This is a genomic window from Marinomonas colpomeniae (assembly GCF_014803385.1).
Lineage (GTDB): Bacteria > Pseudomonadota > Gammaproteobacteria > Pseudomonadales > Marinomonadaceae > Marinomonas > Marinomonas colpomeniae.
This window is the reverse complement of the sequence record NZ_JACYFC010000006.1, coordinates 1-17,931: the sequence shown is the minus strand read 5'-3', so window position 1 is coordinate 17,931 and position 17,931 is coordinate 1. Positions and strand designations below refer to the sequence as shown.

General features: G+C 41.0%; 15 protein-coding genes. 12 read left to right on the top strand and 3 right to left on the bottom strand.

Annotated features, from left to right (window positions below):
* The first annotated feature begins 71 nt into the window (after positions 1 to 71).
* From IF202_RS15415 to IF202_RS15405, 3 genes are all read left to right on the top strand, one after another.
* Positions 72 to 947 (top strand): LysR family transcriptional regulator, encoded by an 876-nt coding sequence (locus IF202_RS15415; RefSeq protein ID WP_191595817.1) that lies wholly within the window; start codon positions 72 to 74, stop codon positions 945 to 947.
* 128 nt (positions 948 to 1,075) lie between these two features.
* Positions 1,076 to 2,026, top strand: a complete 951-nt coding sequence (thiL, locus tag IF202_RS15410; RefSeq protein ID WP_191595816.1) for a thiamine-phosphate kinase — start codon at positions 1,076 to 1,078, stop codon at positions 2,024 to 2,026.
* A 55-nt stretch (positions 2,027 to 2,081) separates the two neighbouring features.
* Complete coding sequence (locus IF202_RS15405; protein ID WP_191595815.1) at positions 2,082 to 2,564, top strand: phosphatidylglycerophosphatase A family protein; 483 nt, start codon at positions 2,082 to 2,084, stop codon at positions 2,562 to 2,564.
* Between the two features lie 104 nt (positions 2,565 to 2,668).
* Here the strand turns inward: IF202_RS15405 and hydA are convergent, their stop codons facing one another.
* From hydA to IF202_RS15390, 3 genes are all read right to left on the bottom strand, one after another.
* Positions 2,669 to 4,108, bottom strand: coding sequence for a dihydropyrimidinase (gene hydA / locus IF202_RS15400; RefSeq protein ID WP_191595814.1), 1,440 nt, complete (start codon positions 4,106 to 4,108; stop codon positions 2,669 to 2,671).
* 111 nt (positions 4,109 to 4,219) lie between these two features.
* Positions 4,220 to 5,683: an NCS1 family nucleobase:cation symporter-1 gene (locus IF202_RS15395; protein ID WP_191595813.1), complete on the bottom strand. Its 1,464-nt coding sequence runs from the start codon at positions 5,681 to 5,683 to the stop codon at positions 4,220 to 4,222.
* A gap of 91 nt (positions 5,684 to 5,774) precedes the next feature.
* Entirely contained in the window at positions 5,775 to 7,016 is a 1,242-nt protein-coding gene (locus IF202_RS15390) for a Zn-dependent hydrolase (RefSeq protein ID WP_191595812.1), read from the bottom strand.
* 407 nt (positions 7,017 to 7,423) lie between these two features.
* On the opposite strand from IF202_RS15390, the gene IF202_RS15385 reads away from it, so the two are divergent.
* From IF202_RS15385 to IF202_RS15345, 9 genes are all read left to right on the top strand, one after another.
* Positions 7,424 to 8,071, top strand: coding sequence for a TetR/AcrR family transcriptional regulator (locus IF202_RS15385; protein ID WP_191595811.1), 648 nt, complete (start codon positions 7,424 to 7,426; stop codon positions 8,069 to 8,071).
* A gap of 261 nt (positions 8,072 to 8,332) precedes the next feature.
* Positions 8,333 to 9,529: a 7,8-didemethyl-8-hydroxy-5-deazariboflavin synthase CofG gene (gene cofG, locus IF202_RS15380; RefSeq protein ID WP_191595810.1), complete on the top strand. Its 1,197-nt coding sequence runs from the start codon at positions 8,333 to 8,335 to the stop codon at positions 9,527 to 9,529.
* Positions 9,526 to 10,761 (top strand): 5-amino-6-(D-ribitylamino)uracil--L-tyrosine 4-hydroxyphenyl transferase CofH, encoded by a 1,236-nt coding sequence (gene cofH, locus IF202_RS15375; RefSeq protein WP_191595809.1) that lies wholly within the window; start codon positions 9,526 to 9,528, stop codon positions 10,759 to 10,761. Before cofG ends, cofH begins: the two co-directional genes overlap by 4 nt.
* Positions 10,761 to 11,738 (top strand): 2-phospho-L-lactate transferase, encoded by a 978-nt coding sequence (cofD, locus tag IF202_RS15370; RefSeq protein WP_191595808.1) that lies wholly within the window; start codon positions 10,761 to 10,763, stop codon positions 11,736 to 11,738. Before cofH ends, cofD begins: the two co-directional genes overlap by 1 nt.
* A complete protein-coding gene (gene cofC / locus IF202_RS15365; protein ID WP_191595807.1) occupies positions 11,738 to 12,421 on the top strand; it encodes a 2-phospho-L-lactate guanylyltransferase in 684 nt (227 codons plus the stop codon). Before cofD ends, cofC begins: the two co-directional genes overlap by 1 nt.
* Positions 12,414 to 13,187 (top strand): coenzyme F420-0:L-glutamate ligase, encoded by a 774-nt coding sequence (gene cofE / locus IF202_RS15360; protein WP_191595806.1) that lies wholly within the window; start codon positions 12,414 to 12,416, stop codon positions 13,185 to 13,187. The genes cofC and cofE overlap by 8 nt, the downstream gene beginning before the upstream one ends.
* Positions 13,188 to 13,289: 102 nt before the next feature.
* On the top strand, positions 13,290 to 13,982 hold the full coding sequence (gene npdG / locus IF202_RS15355; RefSeq protein WP_191595805.1) for an NADPH-dependent F420 reductase: 693 nt from the start codon (positions 13,290 to 13,292) through the stop codon (positions 13,980 to 13,982).
* Between the two features lie 84 nt (positions 13,983 to 14,066).
* Entirely contained in the window at positions 14,067 to 15,071 is a 1,005-nt protein-coding gene (locus IF202_RS15350; protein WP_191595804.1) for a TIGR03842 family LLM class F420-dependent oxidoreductase, read from the top strand.
* Between the two features lie 398 nt (positions 15,072 to 15,469).
* Positions 15,470 to 17,398, top strand: a complete 1,929-nt coding sequence (locus IF202_RS15345; protein ID WP_191595803.1) for a methyl-accepting chemotaxis protein — start codon at positions 15,470 to 15,472, stop codon at positions 17,396 to 17,398.
* Positions 17,399 to 17,931 lie beyond the last annotated feature (533 nt).

The window sequence follows — 17,931 nt, the reverse complement described above, 5'->3', positions numbered from 1 at the left end:
GTAGTGACTAATTACGTATTTTTATCCATTATGAAGATATTAAATAGTTAGATAGTATCTGGAAAAGAGATATGTTTAGTGTCGAACAACTTCAAGCCTTTGTAACAACCGTAGAAGTGGGATCGTTTTCTGCGGCCGCGCGACATTTAAGTAAGGCACAATCAGTCGTCAGCCAACATATTATTAATTTAGAGATAGACTGTAACGCCACACTGTTTGAACGTACGGGTCGTTACCCGCAATTAACAGACGCAGGTAAAAAGTTACTGCCACAAGCGATGGCATTGCTTAATCAGCATCAGCGTTTAACAAACTCAGTACTAGCACTGAATGATCAAATTCCAAGAGAAATTACCATTGCTCTTGATGAAGGAATTCCACTTAAAATAATAGCCAGCGCTATTGCAGAGCTTCAAACTAAGTATCCGAATGTTTCTCTCGAATTTTTGAGTGCATCAAGCCTCGATATAATCGACATGTTAAAAAGTGAAAAACCTTTAACGGGCATCATTTTTAGTGAATTAAATATTCCTAGTGACTTAGATTATGAATGCCTTGGTTCTGTACAGTTTGATTTATACATTGCGAAGTCACATCCTTTAGCAAAACAAGGCTGTAAAAATATTGATGGTTTACGCCTATATAGACAGTTACTTATTCGCTCTCGTAATACGCAAACCAGTAGCTTTCAATTAAAAATAAGCCCCGATGTCTGGTATGCAGACAACTATTTTGTCTTACTTGAACTTGCCATACAGGGATACGGCTGGTGTTTACTGCCAAACCATGTCGCTATTGAGGATGTAGAAAAAGGCAATCTTATTAAGCTTCCTATCGAATTTGAAAAAATGGGCTGGTTAGCTAACGTAGATATACTTCAGCATCAGAGACACAGTAATCTTGAGGTCTTTAAAGTACTTAGAAGTTTATTACGTAACGTATTATAAATTTTATTTCGGACGGCTTTATCTATACTGGCTGTCGTAATATCTAGCAGTGAAATAGACCTTGCTGAGATAAGGCTTTAGACATCATTGACGAATGAATTTTTTCGTCAGAATAAAAGGATATTGTGTTGAAAGAATTCGAGTTAATACAAAACATCTTTCAAGCTTCTGTCATGGCAAACACCCAAGGACGTGGTGATATTCTATTGGGTATCGGTGATGATTGTGCTCAAGTACAAGTGCCACAAGGGCAGAGTTTGGTGTTTTCTATGGACACTTTGGTGGAAGGTAGACACTTCCCCTTCGATGCTGACCCTGTCGATATTGGTTATCGTGCGGTGGCAACGTGCGTTAGTGATTTAGCCGCAATGGGTGCGAAACCTGCGTTTTTTACTTTAGGTTTGACGATTCCTGAGTCCGATCCACAATGGTTAGCAGGGTTAGCGCAAGGTATGGCAGAGCTCGCGGAGCCAATCGGGCTAGCCTTGGTTGGTGGCGATACAACAAAAGGACCACTAACCATTACGCTGCAAGTACATGGGTATATTGAGCCAGAATTAGCCAGCTTACGGTCGAGTGCTAAAGTTGGAGACGATATTTATGTCACAGGTTTGCTTGGCAATTCCGCTGCTGCTGTTCCGATTGTTACTGGCGAATTACAAGTAACGAGTGAACGTTTTGATTATTTCTACGAACGATATTGGCGACCACAGCACAGATTGATTGGTGGAATGGCATTGAAACGTGTTGTACATGCCATGATGGATATCTCTGATGGTCTGGCTCAAGACATTCAGCATATTCTGAAAGCCTCTTGTGTAGGCGCGCAGCTAGATGCGAATCTCTTACCTATTTCCCCTGAATTGATACAATGGCAGCCAGAAGCGGCGGTAACTTTTGCGCTAACAGGCGGTGACGATTATGAACTGTGCTTTACTGCACCAAAAGAACAAGCCACAGAAATTGCTTTGATTACACAGACCTTGAGTTTGCCTTGTACAAAAATTGGCGAAGTCGTAGCAAAAGGTTTTACTATTCAAGGGTATAATGGTGACATAACAGGCTGGCAACATTTCTAATGATGCCAAGTTGTTCAGTGATTTTTTACATGAATTAATAGGATAAAGGTGTTTCATGGCAAATTCTGCCCCAGCGTCAATTTGGCGTAACCCAATACATTTTTTGGCTTTTGGACTTGGTTCTGGTGCGGCACCAAAAGCACCGGGTACCTTTGGAACATTGGCTGCAGTGCCTCTTTATTTATGGTTACTGCAAGATCTAAGTAATATTGAATACCTAATAATGCTGGTGGTTACTTCACTGGTGGGTATTTACTTATGTGGCAAAACGTCGAAAGACTTAGGTGTCCACGACCATTCTGGGATTGTTTGGGATGAGTTTGTTGGCTATTGGATTACCATGTGGCTCGCCCCTGCGGGTTGGATGTATATCGTGTTGGGTTTTGTTCTATTTCGCCTGTTCGACATTTTAAAACCTTGGCCGATCTCTTGGATAGATAAACATGTACATGGTGGTTTTGGCATCATGTTTGACGATATTTTAGCCGGCGTAATGTCATTAGTTGTGCTACAAGCCTTAGCGAATTTTGTTTTTTAAGCCTTTCAATAAAAAAACTAGCACTTTTAAGTATTAAAAAAGCGCCCGATGATTCTATTTAGAGTCATCGGGCGTTTTTCTTTATTTTAGTTAGCTAATGGAGTTTAGCGTTTTACGGCAACTGGCTTGTTCAGTTCTATGCGTTTTTTAAGTGCTTCGTAGTAAGGTGCATAAGCTGGACGATCAACGTATTTTCCATCGCCAGATTTCGCGATTAGTGTATTGTCATGCCATGCTAACTTACCATTACATACAGTTGTTTCTGGTACGCCGTGAATCTCCATTCCTTCAAAAATACTGTGTTCGATTTTAGAGTGATGAGTTTTAGCCGAAAGCGTTTTGGTTGCCGCTGGATTCCATATCACCAAATCAGCGTCAGCGCCGACACGAACGCAACCTTTATTCGGATACATATTGAAGATTTTCGCCGTATTTGTTGACGTTAGCGCAACAAATTCATTTGGCGTGATTTTTCCTTCGTTTACGCCTTTTTCCCATAACACCATCATGCGTTCTTCTACGCCTGCAGTACCATTAGGAATCATTGCAAAGTTGTCTTTCCCCATGGATTTTTGTTCAGCACAAAAGGCACAGTGATCGGTTGCAGTAGTTTGTAATGTTCCAGCTTGAACACCTTTCCATAACGCATCTTGGTGATGTTTTGGTCTAAACGGTGGGCTCATTACATGAGCTGCTGCTGTCGCCCAATCTGGGTTTTGATAGACACTGTCATCCACCGTTAAGTGGCCAGCTAGCACTTCACCAAATACAGTGTGGCCATGGTCTTTCGCATAACGAATCGCGTCCACTGCTTCTTCTGTAGAAACATGCACAAGATAAATTGGAGCGCCTAATGTATTGGCAATGCTGATTGCTCGGTTTGCGGCTTCGCCTTCAACTGAAGAAGGGCGAGACAAAGGATGGGCTTCTGGGCCAGTCATACCTTCCGCAACTAATTTGTTTTGTAGATGGTAAACGAGCTCACCATTTTCAGCATGAACCGTTGGAATGGCACCCAATTCTAAGCACCGAGTAAAGCTGGAAACTAAAATATCATCAGTCGCCATTATGGCGTTTTTGTAAGCCATGAAGTGTTTAAAACTGTTCACGCCATAGTCTTTTACTAGCGTGCCCATGTCTTTGGCTACGCTGTCATCCCACCAAGTAATCGCTACATGGAAGGTGTAATTTGAATGGGCTTTTTCTGCCCAGCCACGCCATGTATCGTAGGCTTCGAGTAAAGGTTGCTGAGGGTTTGGAATAACAAAATCTATAATAGTCGTTGTACCGCCAGCGAGTGCGGCTGCCGTACCTGAAGCAAAATCGTCTTTTGCGACAGTCCCCATGAAAGGTAATTGCATGTGAGTGTGAGGATCTATCCCACCAGGCATAATAAGTTTGCCCGTTGCGTCTATGACTTCGGCGTCTGTTGGTACGATACTGATATTACCAATCTCGATAATTTTATTGTCTTTACAAAGAATGTCAGCTTTAAACGTTTCTTCATGTGTGACGACGGTTCCGCCTTTTATTAATAGACTCATTGTTTGTCTCCTCTTACATGGAAAAAGTAGTAGAAAAAAATAATAGGATTAGCTGAAAAAAATAAAAAAGCTGACGATGCGGAAGACATCGTCAGCTGAGGTAATAATTTATTAAGCTTCTTTAGACACTTGAGATTTGGTTAGCAAGAAGTAAACCAAAGCACCAGTGAAGGCACCAGTGAACCAGCCGTAGCTGTAGAACCAACCAATAGCAGACACATTTAATGCTAATAAGGTAAGTACAACGGGTACTGCAAATGCGATAAGTCCGGCACTGTTAAATGCTGGGTACAAGCCGTTTGATTTGTACAGGGAAACAAGGTCTAAATGCTGACGTTTTGTTAGGAAGTAATCGACAATCATAATGCCAGCAATAGGCCCCAATAGACTTGAGTAACCTAATAGCCAGTTTGAATACATACTTTCGACACTGACATCAGACTCCAGCAAGCCTAGTTTTTTCAGTAGTTCCCAACCCATTAATAGAATGCCAACAAAGCCTGTAAGCAACACACCACGAGTGTGGTTGATAAGTTTAGGCGCAATATTTTGAAAATCGTTAGTAGGGGATACTATGTTCGCTGCTGTATTGGTTGATACAGTGGCGATAATGATTAATACCATCGCGATAGCCACCAAAAATGGGCTGTCGATTTTACCGATCAAAGAAATAGGATCAGAGATAGTTTCGCCAACTAAAGTCGTAGACGCTGCGGTTAATACAACACCTAATGCAGCAAAGAAAAACATAGTGATAGGCAAGCCAATGATTTGACCAACCACTTGGTCTTTCTGAGATTTAGCATAGCGACTGAAATCAGGAATGTTCAAAGACAGTGTTGCCCAAAAACCCACCATTGCGGTTAAACCGCCAAAGAAATACCCCATAAAGCCAGCGTCTGCTGGACGGTTAGCAGGAATAGCAAGTACTTCTGATACAGAAATTTTACCGCCAGCCCAAAACATCAAACCAAGGCTCACAATCAATAATAAAGGAGCAGACAGTGTTTCCAGCCATTTAATCGATTCAGCGCCACGTATTACAACTACCATTTGAAGTGCCCAAAATAGGAAGAAGCCGATTACTTCGCCAACGCCACCTAGACTTGCCCAAGCAGAAGATACTTCGGACAAAAACAAATGAATGGCCAAACCACCAAACATAGTTTGAATACCAAACCAACCACAGGCGACGAAGCCACGGATTAAACACGGAATGTTAGATCCTACTATGCCAAACGAAGAACGCAGTAATACAGGAAAAGGTATCCCAAACTTAGTTCCTGGGTACGCATTTAAAGTAAGTGGAAGCAGTAAAATTACGTTAGCGATTAGAATAGTGAACAAAGCTTCGGTAACAGAAAGCCCAAAATAAGCGGTTAATACACCGCCCAAAGTATAAGTAGGTACACAGATTGACATACCTACCCATAATGCGGCGATGTTCCATTTATTCCATGTTCTATCTTTGATTTTTGTTGGTGCTAAATCATCGTTATACGCTGAACTTTGTTCTAAGTCGGTATCGACTTCTAACTCATAAAACTCACCTTGCTGAACGGACTTACTACTCATACTGCCACCTTTTGTATGTTTGATTATTAGAGTTCACTAATTCAATTTGAACTGTTTTATTTTTCACAGTTTCTTTGTTCTTTTCTTGTATTTATTTATGTTGTTCTGCGATCCGTTTACTGGCCTCTAGCATAGTGTGCAACAGTACATTGGCTCCTGCTGCACATTCTTCTGGCGAGCTGTATTCGGCTTCGTTATGGCTAATGCCTTTTAGACAAGGTGTGAATATCATACCTGTTGGAACTAAGTCGGCCATGTAGCAGGCATCATGGCCTGCGCCAGCGTAAATATCCATGTGGCTGTAACCGAGTTTTTCGGTTGCGGCTTTCACATCGTCAGAAGCATTAAACTCCACAGGCGCGAAATACCAGAAAGGATCAAGATTGACTTCTAAGTCATGTTCTTTTGCTATTTTTTCACAAAAAGCCGTCAGCTCTTCATGCATCGTCAATAAGACATCAGGGCGAGGGTTACGAAGGTCTGCGCTGAACTTCACATTACCAGGTATCGTATTCCGGGAGTTTGGCCATACTTGCATGAAGCCGACTGTTCCTAAGCCATTTTCATGACGAAGGGCGATAGCATTCATTTCCGTTACAATCGCAGACGCAGCAAACATGGCGTCTTTACGTAAATGCATTGGCGTGGTGCCAGAATGAGAAGGACGACCAACAACTTCTACGTTATACCAACGAATACCTTGACCAAGACGCACGATACCAATGGCTTTTTCTTCGTCTTCTAAAATAGGGCCTTGTTCAATATGGGCTTCAAAAAATGCTCCCATGTGACGACTACCGAGCTCCATGTCACCTAAATAACCGATGCGCTCTAACTCGTCACCAAGACGAATACCGTCGACATCGGTTTTGTTTAATTCGGTTTCTAAATCAAAACGACCAACGTAGGTGCCAGAACCTTGCATCGCAGGTTGAAAGCGTGAACCTTCTTCATTGGTCCAGACGGAAAACTCCATCGCAGTGGGTGTTTGAATATTGTTTTCATGTAGAGTGCGCAGCACTTCTACGCCAGAAAGAACGCCAAATACGCCATCAAATTTGCCGCCTGTTGGTTGAGTGTCAAGATGGCTGCCAGTGCCAACAGCAGGAAGGTCATTGTTAATGCCTGCACGGCGAGCAAAGATATTGCCAATTTTATCGACTTCTATTTCACAGCCACAGGCTTTACACCAAGAAACGAAAAGATCACGGGACTGTTTATCTAAATCTGTTCCTGCAAGACGGTTACATCCGCCTTTTTCTGTGCCGCCAATGTCGCCCATTTCCATTAACGTGTCCCAAAGGCGTTGCTGGTTGATACGAAGATCTTGCATGGTTTATCTCCTAAATAACTAATATCTCTTTGAAATAACTCATATATTTATATTAATTATTTTTTATAAAAAATGAGTTTTATATTTATAAATTTCATAATTGGAAAATATATTAAATAAATATTTACCAAAAGGTAAAACCTTTTATCAAAAAAAGTCAATCATTTATCCATTCTAAAAATAAGGTTATGGAATAGCTAAAAAATTAGCAATGATTGACGTAATGGAATATATATAAAGTTGTCTTTACGGTCAGCAATAAATAGGCCAACTTTATTTTTACTTTTGATTTTACTCGTTATAGACGTTTTTTTATGGTATTTTAAAGAGGAATTAAACTCATAAAATTAAATAAAAACAGTGGGTTATCTGTATGTCAATATTATTTAATAGGGTAGGAATTCAGAGTGACCGAGAAAAAAGTAAGACGCACTAGGCAATCAGTGAATAGAGAAGTGTTGGAGTCCCGTATATTGCGCTCTGCAGAAATTGTTTTTGCTTCCAAAGGCTTTAGTGGTGCATCAATGGAGCGTATTGCTGAAATATCTAAAATATCCAAACAAAATCTAATTTATTACTTTCCAAACAAAGACTTACTGTATAAGCGGGTGTTGAAGGAAATACTCGATATCTGGATTGAAAAGCTGTCTTTCATTGAGTTAAATGGTAATACGCCACAAGATATTATAGGCAATTATGTACGTGAAAAAATGCGAATTTCTCGCCTTCATCCCAATGGTTCAAAAGTCTTCGCGCATGAGATTATCAGTGGTGCTCCTGTCCTAAAAAGTTATCTTGTTAGTCATTTAAAACCTCAATTTGATCGTGATGTAGATGTTGTTAAGTCATGGATAAATAAGGGATTAATTGATGATATTGATCCAGAGCATTTATTTTTTACAATATGGGCAGCCACGCAAACTTATGCAGATTTTTCTGTGCAAATGGAAGTCTTATTAGGAAAGAAAAGCTTAGAAGAGGACGACTATGAACGAGCTGAGTTGGCAGTAACAGATTTTGTTATGCGCGCTCTTGGTGCCAAAAAAAATATTTAAAATAATTTCAAACATCATTTATAGCCCCTTTTTCTCTATATAACCTTCCTTTTAAACGATCATAAATGAAGGAAAAATTCTTTTCATTCATGATCTTAACCATTTGGTTAACCATTAACTTATCTAAACATTATTTCTGATGTTTTTTTTTAGTGCGTAGGTTGCACTAAAAAAAACAATTTACTCTTTCTCCAATACTTGATATTAATTTTTATACCAAATGGTAAAAAAGTTAAATAATCATTAAATTGTGGAGTGAATATGATCTCTGTTTCTGAAGCCATATCTTATGAATTCGCCACTGGGCCAGACTTATATGCACTCTGCCAAGAGGCCGCTAAAGTACGCGATGCTTCTTGGGGAAATCAGTTAACTTATTCAAAAAAAGTATTTATCCCATTGACCAATATGTGTCGTGATAGCTGTGGTTATTGCACCTTTGTTCAATCACCTGAATCCGCAACATCTAATTACATGACACCAGAGCAAGTATTAAAAACGGCTCGTGAAGGTGCCGCGCTGGATTGCAAAGAAGCCTTATTTAGTTTGGGCGAACGACCAGAAGAGCGTCACCAAAAAGCCCGAGACATTCTTGCTTCCCTTGGTTACACAGACACACTCGATTATCTTCATGATCAATGTGAAAACGTGTTAACCAACACCACTTTGCTTCCGCATGTGAACGCTGGTGCCTTGTCGTATGATGAATTAAAACGGCTCAAACCTGTCGCCGCGAGCATGGGAATGATGCTGGAAAATGTTTCCAGTGCCTTATTGAAAAAAGGGCAAGCCCATTACGCTTGCCCAGACAAAACTCCAAAGCGTCGACTCGATACCATAGAGCAAGCGGGAAAACTTGATATTGCCTTTACCACTGGGATCTTAATTGGGATTGGCGAAAGTTGGGAAGACCGAGTTCACAGTCTTGTTGCTATCCGTGAACGCCATGAAATGTACGGTCATTTACAAGAAGTGATTATCCAGAACTTCCGCGCCAAAGATGGCACGGCAATGGAAGGTTGCCACGAACCAGATTTAGACGACATGAAGCGCACGATTGCTATGGCGCGTTTGATTCTTCCTGCGGACATCAGTATTCAGGCACCACCAAATTTAGAAGTGGAATACGGCAGCTACATCAACGCAGGTATTAATGATTTTGGTGGTATTTCACCGCTTACAAAAGACTTTATCAATCCAGAACGTGCATGGCCACAGATCAGTAGTGTGGCGCAAGCCTGTGAGGGTTTAGGTTATTCTCTTGCGGAACGTTTGACTATTTATGATCGTTTCTATTCTGAAAACAATGACTCTCAACAAAGTAACGTTCAAAAAATCGACTCTCAGAGCCGTGCTTATTTAACACCCGATTTACTGCATCGCGTCATCGACCTTTCTCGAATGCCAGGCCTAATTCAAAACACAAAAGTTAGAACAGAAGGAGGAGTCATCGCATGATTTCATCTATAGAAAATGTATCCAATACCGCTCCGAATCTTTTTTTAGCAACAACCATTAGCGACCAAGTCAGCGAATCGGTTAGAACAATCTTAGGCCGTTCGTTATTAGGTGAAGAGCTCAGTGTGGAAGATGCGTGTATCTTATTTGCCACTCAGGGCGAAGACGCGCAAGCCGTGTTAGATGCTGCGAATACGGTTCGCGAAAATCGTGTCGGAAACACAGGCACTTTCGTCATTACTCGCAATATCAACTTCACCAATGTGTGCTACATGGGGTGTCGTTTTTGTAACTTCGCCAAAGAAAAGGGCGACAAAGACGCTGAGTTTTTAAATGTCGAGCAAGTTGCTGATAAAGCTGAAGAGGCTTGGGCGCGTGGTGCAACAGAAGTGTGTATTCAAGGTGGTTTACATCCAGACATAGATGCAAATTATTACCGAGAGTTAATTATCGCAGTGAAAAAGCGTGTACCTGATATACACATTCATGCTTTCTCGCCTTTTGAAATCTGGTATGGCTGCAAAAAAGCCAAGCTAGAGCCAGAGGTATTTTTAACGGAACTGAAAGAGCTTGGTTTAGGTTCTATGCCTGGTACAGCAGCGGAAATTTTAGACACCGAAATTCGCAAACTTCTCACTAAGAATAAGCTCACCACAGAAGAATGGGTTCGCATTATCAAAGCGGCACATTCGGTTGGCGTACCAACAACCTCGACCATTATGTACGGCCATGTGGATCAACCAATTCATTGGGCAAATCATCTTAAGTTACTTCGTGATATTCAAAAGGAAACAGGCGGATTCACAGAGTTTGTACCGCTTGGCTTTATCCATTATGAAACTCGTTTATACAATGACAACCCAGACAAGGTTCGTACAGGGCCAACGCAAGATGAGCATTTTAAAATGCACGCCATTGCTCGATTAATGCTGCAAGGTCACATTGATAATATTCAAGCCTCTTGGGTGAAAATGGGCCCAGACGTTGCAACCAAAATGTTGCAATCTGGCGCAAATGATCTGGGTGGAACCTTGATGAACGAGAGTATTTCCCGAGCAGCAGGCGCGACTCACGGACAAGAGGTGTTCCCAGAAGACATGGTGGCGAATATTCAAAGCGCAGGTTTAAACGCTGTTCAACGAGATACTAAATACGGCGTCGTAAAAAACTATGGCAGTGAACCGAAAAGCCTAACGGCAAGCAATCGTATTGCAATTCAAGGTGTTGCCTAATGGTTTCACCAGTGGCGAAAAATCTCAAAATCACCTTACTTGCCGGTGGCGTCGGCGGCGCAAAAGCGGCGGAAGGTTTGGCTGCGAGCCAATATGCGAGCGTCACAACGATTATTGGCAACATCGCAGACGATGATGAATTCCACGGTTTGTGGGTGTCGCCAGACATCGACACCTTAATCTATTCCCTTGGCGATCAGATCGATCGAGAACAAGGTTGGGGACGCAAAAACGAAACTCATCAAGTGCTTAACGAATTAAATGCGTTAGGTGAAAACACATGGATGACGTTGGGCGACTTAGACTTAGCAACACACATTTACCGCACCAGCCAAAAAGCCAAAGGTGTAACCGCCAGTGAGATTACTACGACTTTGGCAAAACGCCATGGTGTAACCTTGCCGATTTTATTACCAACAAATGATGTTGTTCAAACTCGTGTCAAAACCCTCGCAGGCTGGTTGTCTTTTCAAGAATTCTTTGTACGTGAGCATTGTAAACCAGATGTTTTAGACATTGAGTACAAAGGTGCAGCGGATTCAGTTGCGACACCTGAAGCCTTAGAGCAAATTGCAAAAAGCGATATTGTTTTGATCGCCCCAAGTAACCCTATTGTTAGTATCGGTGCGATTCTCGCAGTACCTGAAATTCAACAAGCGATCGAGAAAAGTAATGCTTATGTGATTGCTGTTTCACCTTTAATTGGTGGTAAAACCATAAAAGGTCCCGCAGATAAAATGCTTGAAAGCGCTGGAAAAAGTATTGATTCAAAAGGTGTTTATCAGTGTTACGAGCATTTCTTGAACGCTTTGGTCATTGATGACCTTGATCAGTCGGATGCCGCTTGGTTAGAAGGACAAGGCGCTGATGTACTGGTGACGCCAACCTTAATGAAGACCGTAGAAGAAAAATCAAATTTGTTATCTAAAGTAGTTCATTTTGCTTTAACTCAGCGCGCCAAAGGGGAAAAGAAATAATGAATAGCCTAGAAAATACATTAATAGAAGATAAGTTGTGTGTGGTGATTCCGATGAAATCTCCTCAGCGTTCTAAGCAACGACTCGCAAACAGCATGACCAATGAAGCACGCGAAAGTTTGTCTTTAAACCTCTTTCATAACACCTTGGCTTTTTTTCAAGAGCACTTTCCAATGCTAGATGTATTAGTGGTCAGTGAGTCACTGGATGTGTTGGGCCTTGCTCAATCTTATGAAGCGAACACATTATTTGATGATGGCGAAAAAGGCTTAAACGGTGCATTGGACTTCGCTTGTGATTGGGTTAAAAAATCTGGTTACGACAGTCAACTGATTATTCCTGGTGACATCGCAGTACTCAACCCTAATGAAATAAGAGAATTAATTGGCGCGGCATATGATGCTGAAGTCGTTATTGCTGTCGCAAAAGATGGTGGCACTAATGCATTGCTGACGTCGCCACCAGACGCTATCGAATTTGAATATGGCAATCAGTCAGCCAGAATTCATAAAGGCAATGCGTTTGAAAATGGGCTGACGTGTCACTCATTAAACTTTACTCATCTAGCGCTCGACATTGATCACAGTGAAGATTTAAAACAAGCTGTTATACGAGCACCAGAGCGTTTTAGCGCCTGGAAAAAATGTCTTATATCACCCATTAAGGAGCGACGTTATGCCTGATTCTATGAGTATGTTTCGTCTAATGGGCTTGCCTGATTTCCAAGAGGGTGACGATTTAGCTCAAAATATTATTGATACTTTTATCTCGCAAAAACAAACCTTAGTAGCAGGCGATATTTTAGTTATTGCTCATAAAGTGGTGTCAAAAAGCGAAGGTGCTTGCGCGTATTTAGACCAAGTGACACCAAGCGAAGAAGCCATCGAATTAGCAAAAACCGTCAACAAAGATCCACGAAAAGTCGAAGTTATCTTGTCTCAATCCAGCCGTATCGTGCGTGCCATGAAACGACCAGACCAAGACGAAGGTGTATTAATCGCAGAGCACAAACATGGCTACATTTGCGCTAATGCGGCGGTAGATGAATCGAACGCTGACCATCCCGGACAATTGATTTTATTACCAGAAGACCCAGACAAAAGCGCACGCGAACTTTGTCTCGTCTTAGAAAAACACTTTGGCTGTGAGCTAGGTGTAATCATCAGTGACACTTTTGGTCGACCTTGGCGATTAGGCCAAACCAACGTAGCAATTGGCTTAGCGAATGTGCCGGGTGTTATGCACATGTTGGGGGAAGAGGACGCATTCGGTCGTCCGCTCAGCGTGACCGCGCCCGCTTTTGCCGATGAACTTGCGGCGGCCTCAGGATTATTAATGGAAAAAAGCGCCAAATCTCCTGTGATTGTTTTCCGTGGTTTGGATTGGCCTAAAACAAACAGCTCAAGCAAAGATTTAATGCGTGCTCATAACGAAGACTTGTTCAGATAAATAATCATGAAGAACAACAATCGTTAAGAGCAACTCTTTTTAATAGTAAGAAATACCACCCGATTTAACACATTGATATTTGATAAAGAGAAAGAGGAATTTATGAACGAAGCAGTTGAAAAAGTAGCCATTATTGGCGGAACAGGCCCGCAAGGTAAAGGGCTTGCATTGCGCTTAGCTCTAGCAGGAGTCAGCGTTGTATTGGGCTCTCGTGATGCGACAAAAGCACAAGACGCCGCGACAGAAATGACGGCGCTATTAGCAGAAAAAGGCACCACAGCTGACATTACTGGCATGAGCATGGAGGACGCAACAAAGGCCGCTAGCGAATTGGTTATTTTATCTGTGCCTTACGCAGGTCATGACGCGACACTAACCACTCTAGCGCCTTTGCTTATCAACAAAGTGTTAGTCGACATTGTTGTACCACTCGCACCGGGCAACCCAAAAGCCGTTGAAATGCCAAAAGAAGGCTCTGTCACCGAAGCCGCGCAAGCGTTATTGGGCGACAGTGTTCCTGTCGTTGGTGCCTTGCATAACGTGTCTGCTATTACCTTGAACGACCTTTCTCGCACGATCAACTGCGACATTTTGGTGTGTGGTAATGACTTGGCTGCAAAGAAGAAAGTTATGGCGCTTATTGAACTGATGGGAACCAAAGCTTACAACGCAGGCTTGGCAGAAAGTGCTCGTTGTATTGAAGCGCTAACGCCCATTTTGATTCGTTTGAATATCTCAAAAGATGTGCCGTTCAGTCATGCAGGAGTACGTATTTGCCCACCTGACGCACATTAATGGCTACATCGTAATAAGTTATTCGGTTGTTTAGAAACATAATTTAGAAAAAAATTAAAAGCATAATTACAAGAGGAACACATTATGGAATTTGGTATTACGTTTAAAGGTTTTGTTAGCCCAGATCGCGCTCGTAACTTGGTTCGTCAAGCAGAAGCCGCAGGTTTTACTTATTGCTGGTTTTACGATTCTCACATTCTTTGGCGTGAATCGTTTGTTGCTATGGCCATGTGTATGGAACACACCACAAAAATGCGTTTTGGTCCTTGTGTAACCAATCCGAATATTCGTGATTGGTCTTTGTCTGCCAGCTTGTATGCAAGTTTGGCGCATCAAAGTAATGGTCGTTTTGACATCGGCCTTGGCCGTGGTGATTCCTCTATGCGAGTCATGGGTAAAAAACCGGCCACCATCGCGCGTATGACTGAATTCACGACCAAGGTAAAAGCCATGGTTAGAGGTGAAGAAGTGGAATACGGCGAATGCCCAGACCCAGTAAAATTACCTTGGGCGACGGGTTACGAATTGCCTGTTTGGATTGGTGCTTATGGACCAAAAGCTTTAGCTGCAGCAGGAACCGTTGGTGATGGCCTTATCTTACAAATTGGTGATCCTGCTTTGGTTAAATGGTTTAAAGACCAAGCGATTGCTGCGGGTGAAGAAGCTGGCCGCGACATGTCCAATTTCAAAGTTCAAGCTGCAGCGCCTGCTTACTTCGGTGACATGGATTACTGTATTGAACACACCAAATGGTTCCCAGCAATGGTCGGTAATCACGTTGCTGACATCGTTGAAAAATACGGTTCAGATTCAGGATTAGTGCCAAAAAGTCTAACGGATTACATCGAAAATCGTAAAGGCTACGACTACTCGAAACATGGGCAGAGCGACAACCCATTCCTAGACTTCATCACAGAAGACATCATCAAAAGCTTCTGTGTATTAGGTACGGTTGAAGACCACATTACACGAATCAAAGATCTAGAAGAAGCGGGTACAACCCAATTCAATATCTACCTAGACAGTGGAGATGAAGAAGAAATTATCGCCAAATACGGTAAAGAAATTATTCCCGTATTTAATAGTTAAGGGTAATGGTGAGAAGTAACGCTCATTACGAATATGTACTTTAAAAATAATCCTTTGGTATCTTTCTTCTTTCAAGGAAAAAGAGAAAGGTTAATGATGGGATTATTCTTTTTATGTAAAGGCCAGTGAAAACTGGCCTTTTATTAAGAAAGGTACGAACAAGTTTTTTAAACTTTATTTTTCAAATAAAACTGTCATATGCTGAGTTTCTCAAAAAAATCGCTATGCACTATTGGATAGTAGGTTGTCATCTAAATGTTTACAGGTATGTAGACCACTGAGACAAAAGGACTTGTTCGATTCTTCCTTAGGAAATCGAATTTATTATATATATCAAAAATCTCGTTACTATTGAGGTTTAAGCTATTTCACATTATTTTCTAAACTGAGGTTCTAATATGAAGATACAAACAAGAATGGTAATTATTTCTTGTTTTGCTTTGCTAACATTAATTATTGTATCTACTGTAATTAATGTTAGCAGTATGCAGAAAGTCGCGAGTGAGCGAATGGAAGAGGTTGAGCTTCCTGCCACGTTAGGGGAAATTAGTGGTGGTATTACAGGTGAAATATTACCTGCGATAATTGTATCTAAAGCATTAGCGAATAATCTTTATGTCCAAAAGTGGCTCTTGGGAAATGAGAGTGAAAGTACTATGGACGGCTTTAATGAGTACTTAAATCAAGTTAAAGATAGCAATTCAGCATTGGCTATCTTTTTAGTTTCTGAGAAATCGAAAAAGTTTTATTACGATGGTGGAGTATTAAAAACAATAAACAATACGACACCAAAAGACAGCTGGTACTATAATTTTGTTAAAAGTAATAAAGAATTCGAATTAAATATTGATACAGATGAAACCAGCGGAAAAATATCTGTATTTGTAAACTATCGTATTGAATCGAATGGTAAGTTACTCGGTGTTGGTGGTATTGGACTTGCCCTTGATGCAATCACAAATATTGTTGGTGACTATCGAATTGGGAATAGCGGAACGGTCTTTTTAGTCGACAAATCGGGTGTCATAAAAGTTCATGGGAATAAAGAATTATTAGGTAAAACACTTTCAGATTCATATGGTTTTGACTCGACTGTTGAGGAAAATATAATATCTGGAAATAATATTGTTCAATCTTCTTATTCTAATGAAAATAAAGAAGATACAATTTTTTCTTCGACAAAAATAAAATTCATTGATTGGATTTTAGTCGCACAAGTACCAGAAAATGATCTTCATAGCGGTATAAATAATTCACTAAGGAACAGTACTATTATTAGTATAACAGTAGCACTTTTGTTCCTCGTTGTTATTACCCTTGCCATACGTGCCTTTTTTCGTCCTATAAATATAGTCGTGAAAGCCTTAGTAGATATCGGTCAAGGTGATCAAGATTTAACTCAGCGTATTAATTATAAGGCAAATAATGAAATTGGGCTTCTTGCAGAAGGCTTTAACAATTTTGTAGAAAAAATTGAACATGTCGTTCGTTCTGCGAATGCCATCAGTAATGAGTTAGATAAAAAAGTAGATCAGACATCTAATGAATTATCTCGAGCTTCTGCATGGGCAAAAGATCAAGTTTTGATGACAGAGCAAGTGGCTACTGCGGTTACTGAGATGGAAGCCACATCAGCAGAAATAGCCGAAAATGCAAATGAAGCAGCAGCATCCACGGCTAAGGTGAGTAGTGGATCTGAACATGGTGGAAACGTCATAAAAGAAGCCATTGTTACCATCTCTGATATGTCTACCACGATAGAAAGTACATCTAAAACGATCACTGATTTAGCAAAAGACGTTGATGCAATTTCTCAAGTTGTTGATGTGATTCAAGCAATATCAGAACAAACTAACTTACTTGCCCTTAACGCCGCGATTGAAGCGGCACGCGCAGGAGAATATGGTAGAGGTTTTGCTGTTGTGGCCGACGAAGTTCGTTCACTTTCCTTACGTACACACCAATCTACACAGGAAATAATAGCAACCATTAAGAACCTTGAAGAAGGCTCTAATAATGCGGTTTCAGCAATAGCTATAGGGATTAATTCCACTACAGAAAGTACACATAAAATTAATCAAGCAGGTGATGAATTTAATGAAATAGCGGGTGCTGTGTCATTAATTAGTGGGATGAACTATCAAATAGCTACTGCCACTAACGAGCAAAATGTTGTGGCCGCTGATGTTAGTAAGCATATGATATCAATCGCGGATATCCTTGCTAAGTCGTCCTCTGCTAGTCGTGAAAATGAAGAGAGGTTCACGGACATAAAAGATGGATTACAAGATTTGTCATCAATCCTAAATCAATTTAAAACAAATTAAGATAGGTGCAACTGAACGGAGCCACCACTAAATACGCGGCTTAATAAATGAGAAGTAATTACTCTTCTTAAATAGCTTATATCCGTTCTAATCTTTAGTCCCTTCCCCTTATAAAGACAAAAGGGGAAGGGACAATGTGCTCGCCAATCAAGCCTTACGGCTTTTTATTTCAGAAAGGGCGAATGATTCAGAGATACATCAGGTGAGCGTGTTCAGAATCATATGAGTTCATTGTAATTTTAATTACGATACAGCTTTTATCAAACTCAATATAAAAAAGAACCCCAATGTCGGTTATCCGGCATTGGGGTTTGTTTTTCTATAGTACTCTACACTTAAGTAGAGAATAGACGTTTTACTTATTGAGCTTTAAGCGCTTCGAACTGAGCTTGAAGATCAGAATGCTTCGCGTTGTAAGCTGCTTCTTTTTGGCTGAATGTGTAAGCGCCATTTAGATCAACGTTTTTATCAACTGTTGCGCCTAGGTTCTCTAGAGAAACGGTTAATGCTTGAACACCAGCGCGAGCTGTTTG

Excerpts from the sequence above, each read along its gene's own strand:
- IF202_RS15345 (WP_191595803.1), top strand. The coding sequence starts at position 15,470 with ATGAAGATACAAACAAGAATGGTAATTATTTCTTGTTTTGCTTTGCTA.
- cofE (WP_191595806.1), top strand. The coding sequence starts at position 12,414 with ATGCCTGATTCTATGAGTATGTTTCGTCTAATGGGCTTGCCTGATTTC.
- IF202_RS15395 (WP_191595813.1), bottom strand. The coding sequence starts at position 5,683 with ATGAGTAGTAAGTCCGTTCAGCAAGGTGAGTTTTATGAGTTAGAAGTC.
- npdG (WP_191595805.1), top strand. The coding sequence starts at position 13,290 with ATGAACGAAGCAGTTGAAAAAGTAGCCATTATTGGCGGAACAGGCCCG.
- IF202_RS15390 (WP_191595812.1), bottom strand. The coding sequence starts at position 7,016 with ATGCAAGATCTTCGTATCAACCAGCAACGCCTTTGGGACACGTTAATG.
- IF202_RS15415 (WP_191595817.1), top strand. The coding sequence starts at position 72 with ATGTTTAGTGTCGAACAACTTCAAGCCTTTGTAACAACCGTAGAAGTG.
- IF202_RS15405 (WP_191595815.1), top strand. The coding sequence starts at position 2,082 with ATGGCAAATTCTGCCCCAGCGTCAATTTGGCGTAACCCAATACATTTT.
- IF202_RS15350 (WP_191595804.1), top strand. The coding sequence starts at position 14,067 with ATGGAATTTGGTATTACGTTTAAAGGTTTTGTTAGCCCAGATCGCGCT.
- cofG (WP_191595810.1), top strand. The coding sequence starts at position 8,333 with ATGATCTCTGTTTCTGAAGCCATATCTTATGAATTCGCCACTGGGCCA.
- cofC (WP_191595807.1), top strand. The coding sequence starts at position 11,738 with ATGAATAGCCTAGAAAATACATTAATAGAAGATAAGTTGTGTGTGGTG.
- hydA (WP_191595814.1), bottom strand. The coding sequence starts at position 4,108 with ATGAGTCTATTAATAAAAGGCGGAACCGTCGTCACACATGAAGAAACG.
- cofH (WP_191595809.1), top strand. The coding sequence starts at position 9,526 with ATGATTTCATCTATAGAAAATGTATCCAATACCGCTCCGAATCTTTTT.
- cofD (WP_191595808.1), top strand. The coding sequence starts at position 10,761 with ATGGTTTCACCAGTGGCGAAAAATCTCAAAATCACCTTACTTGCCGGT.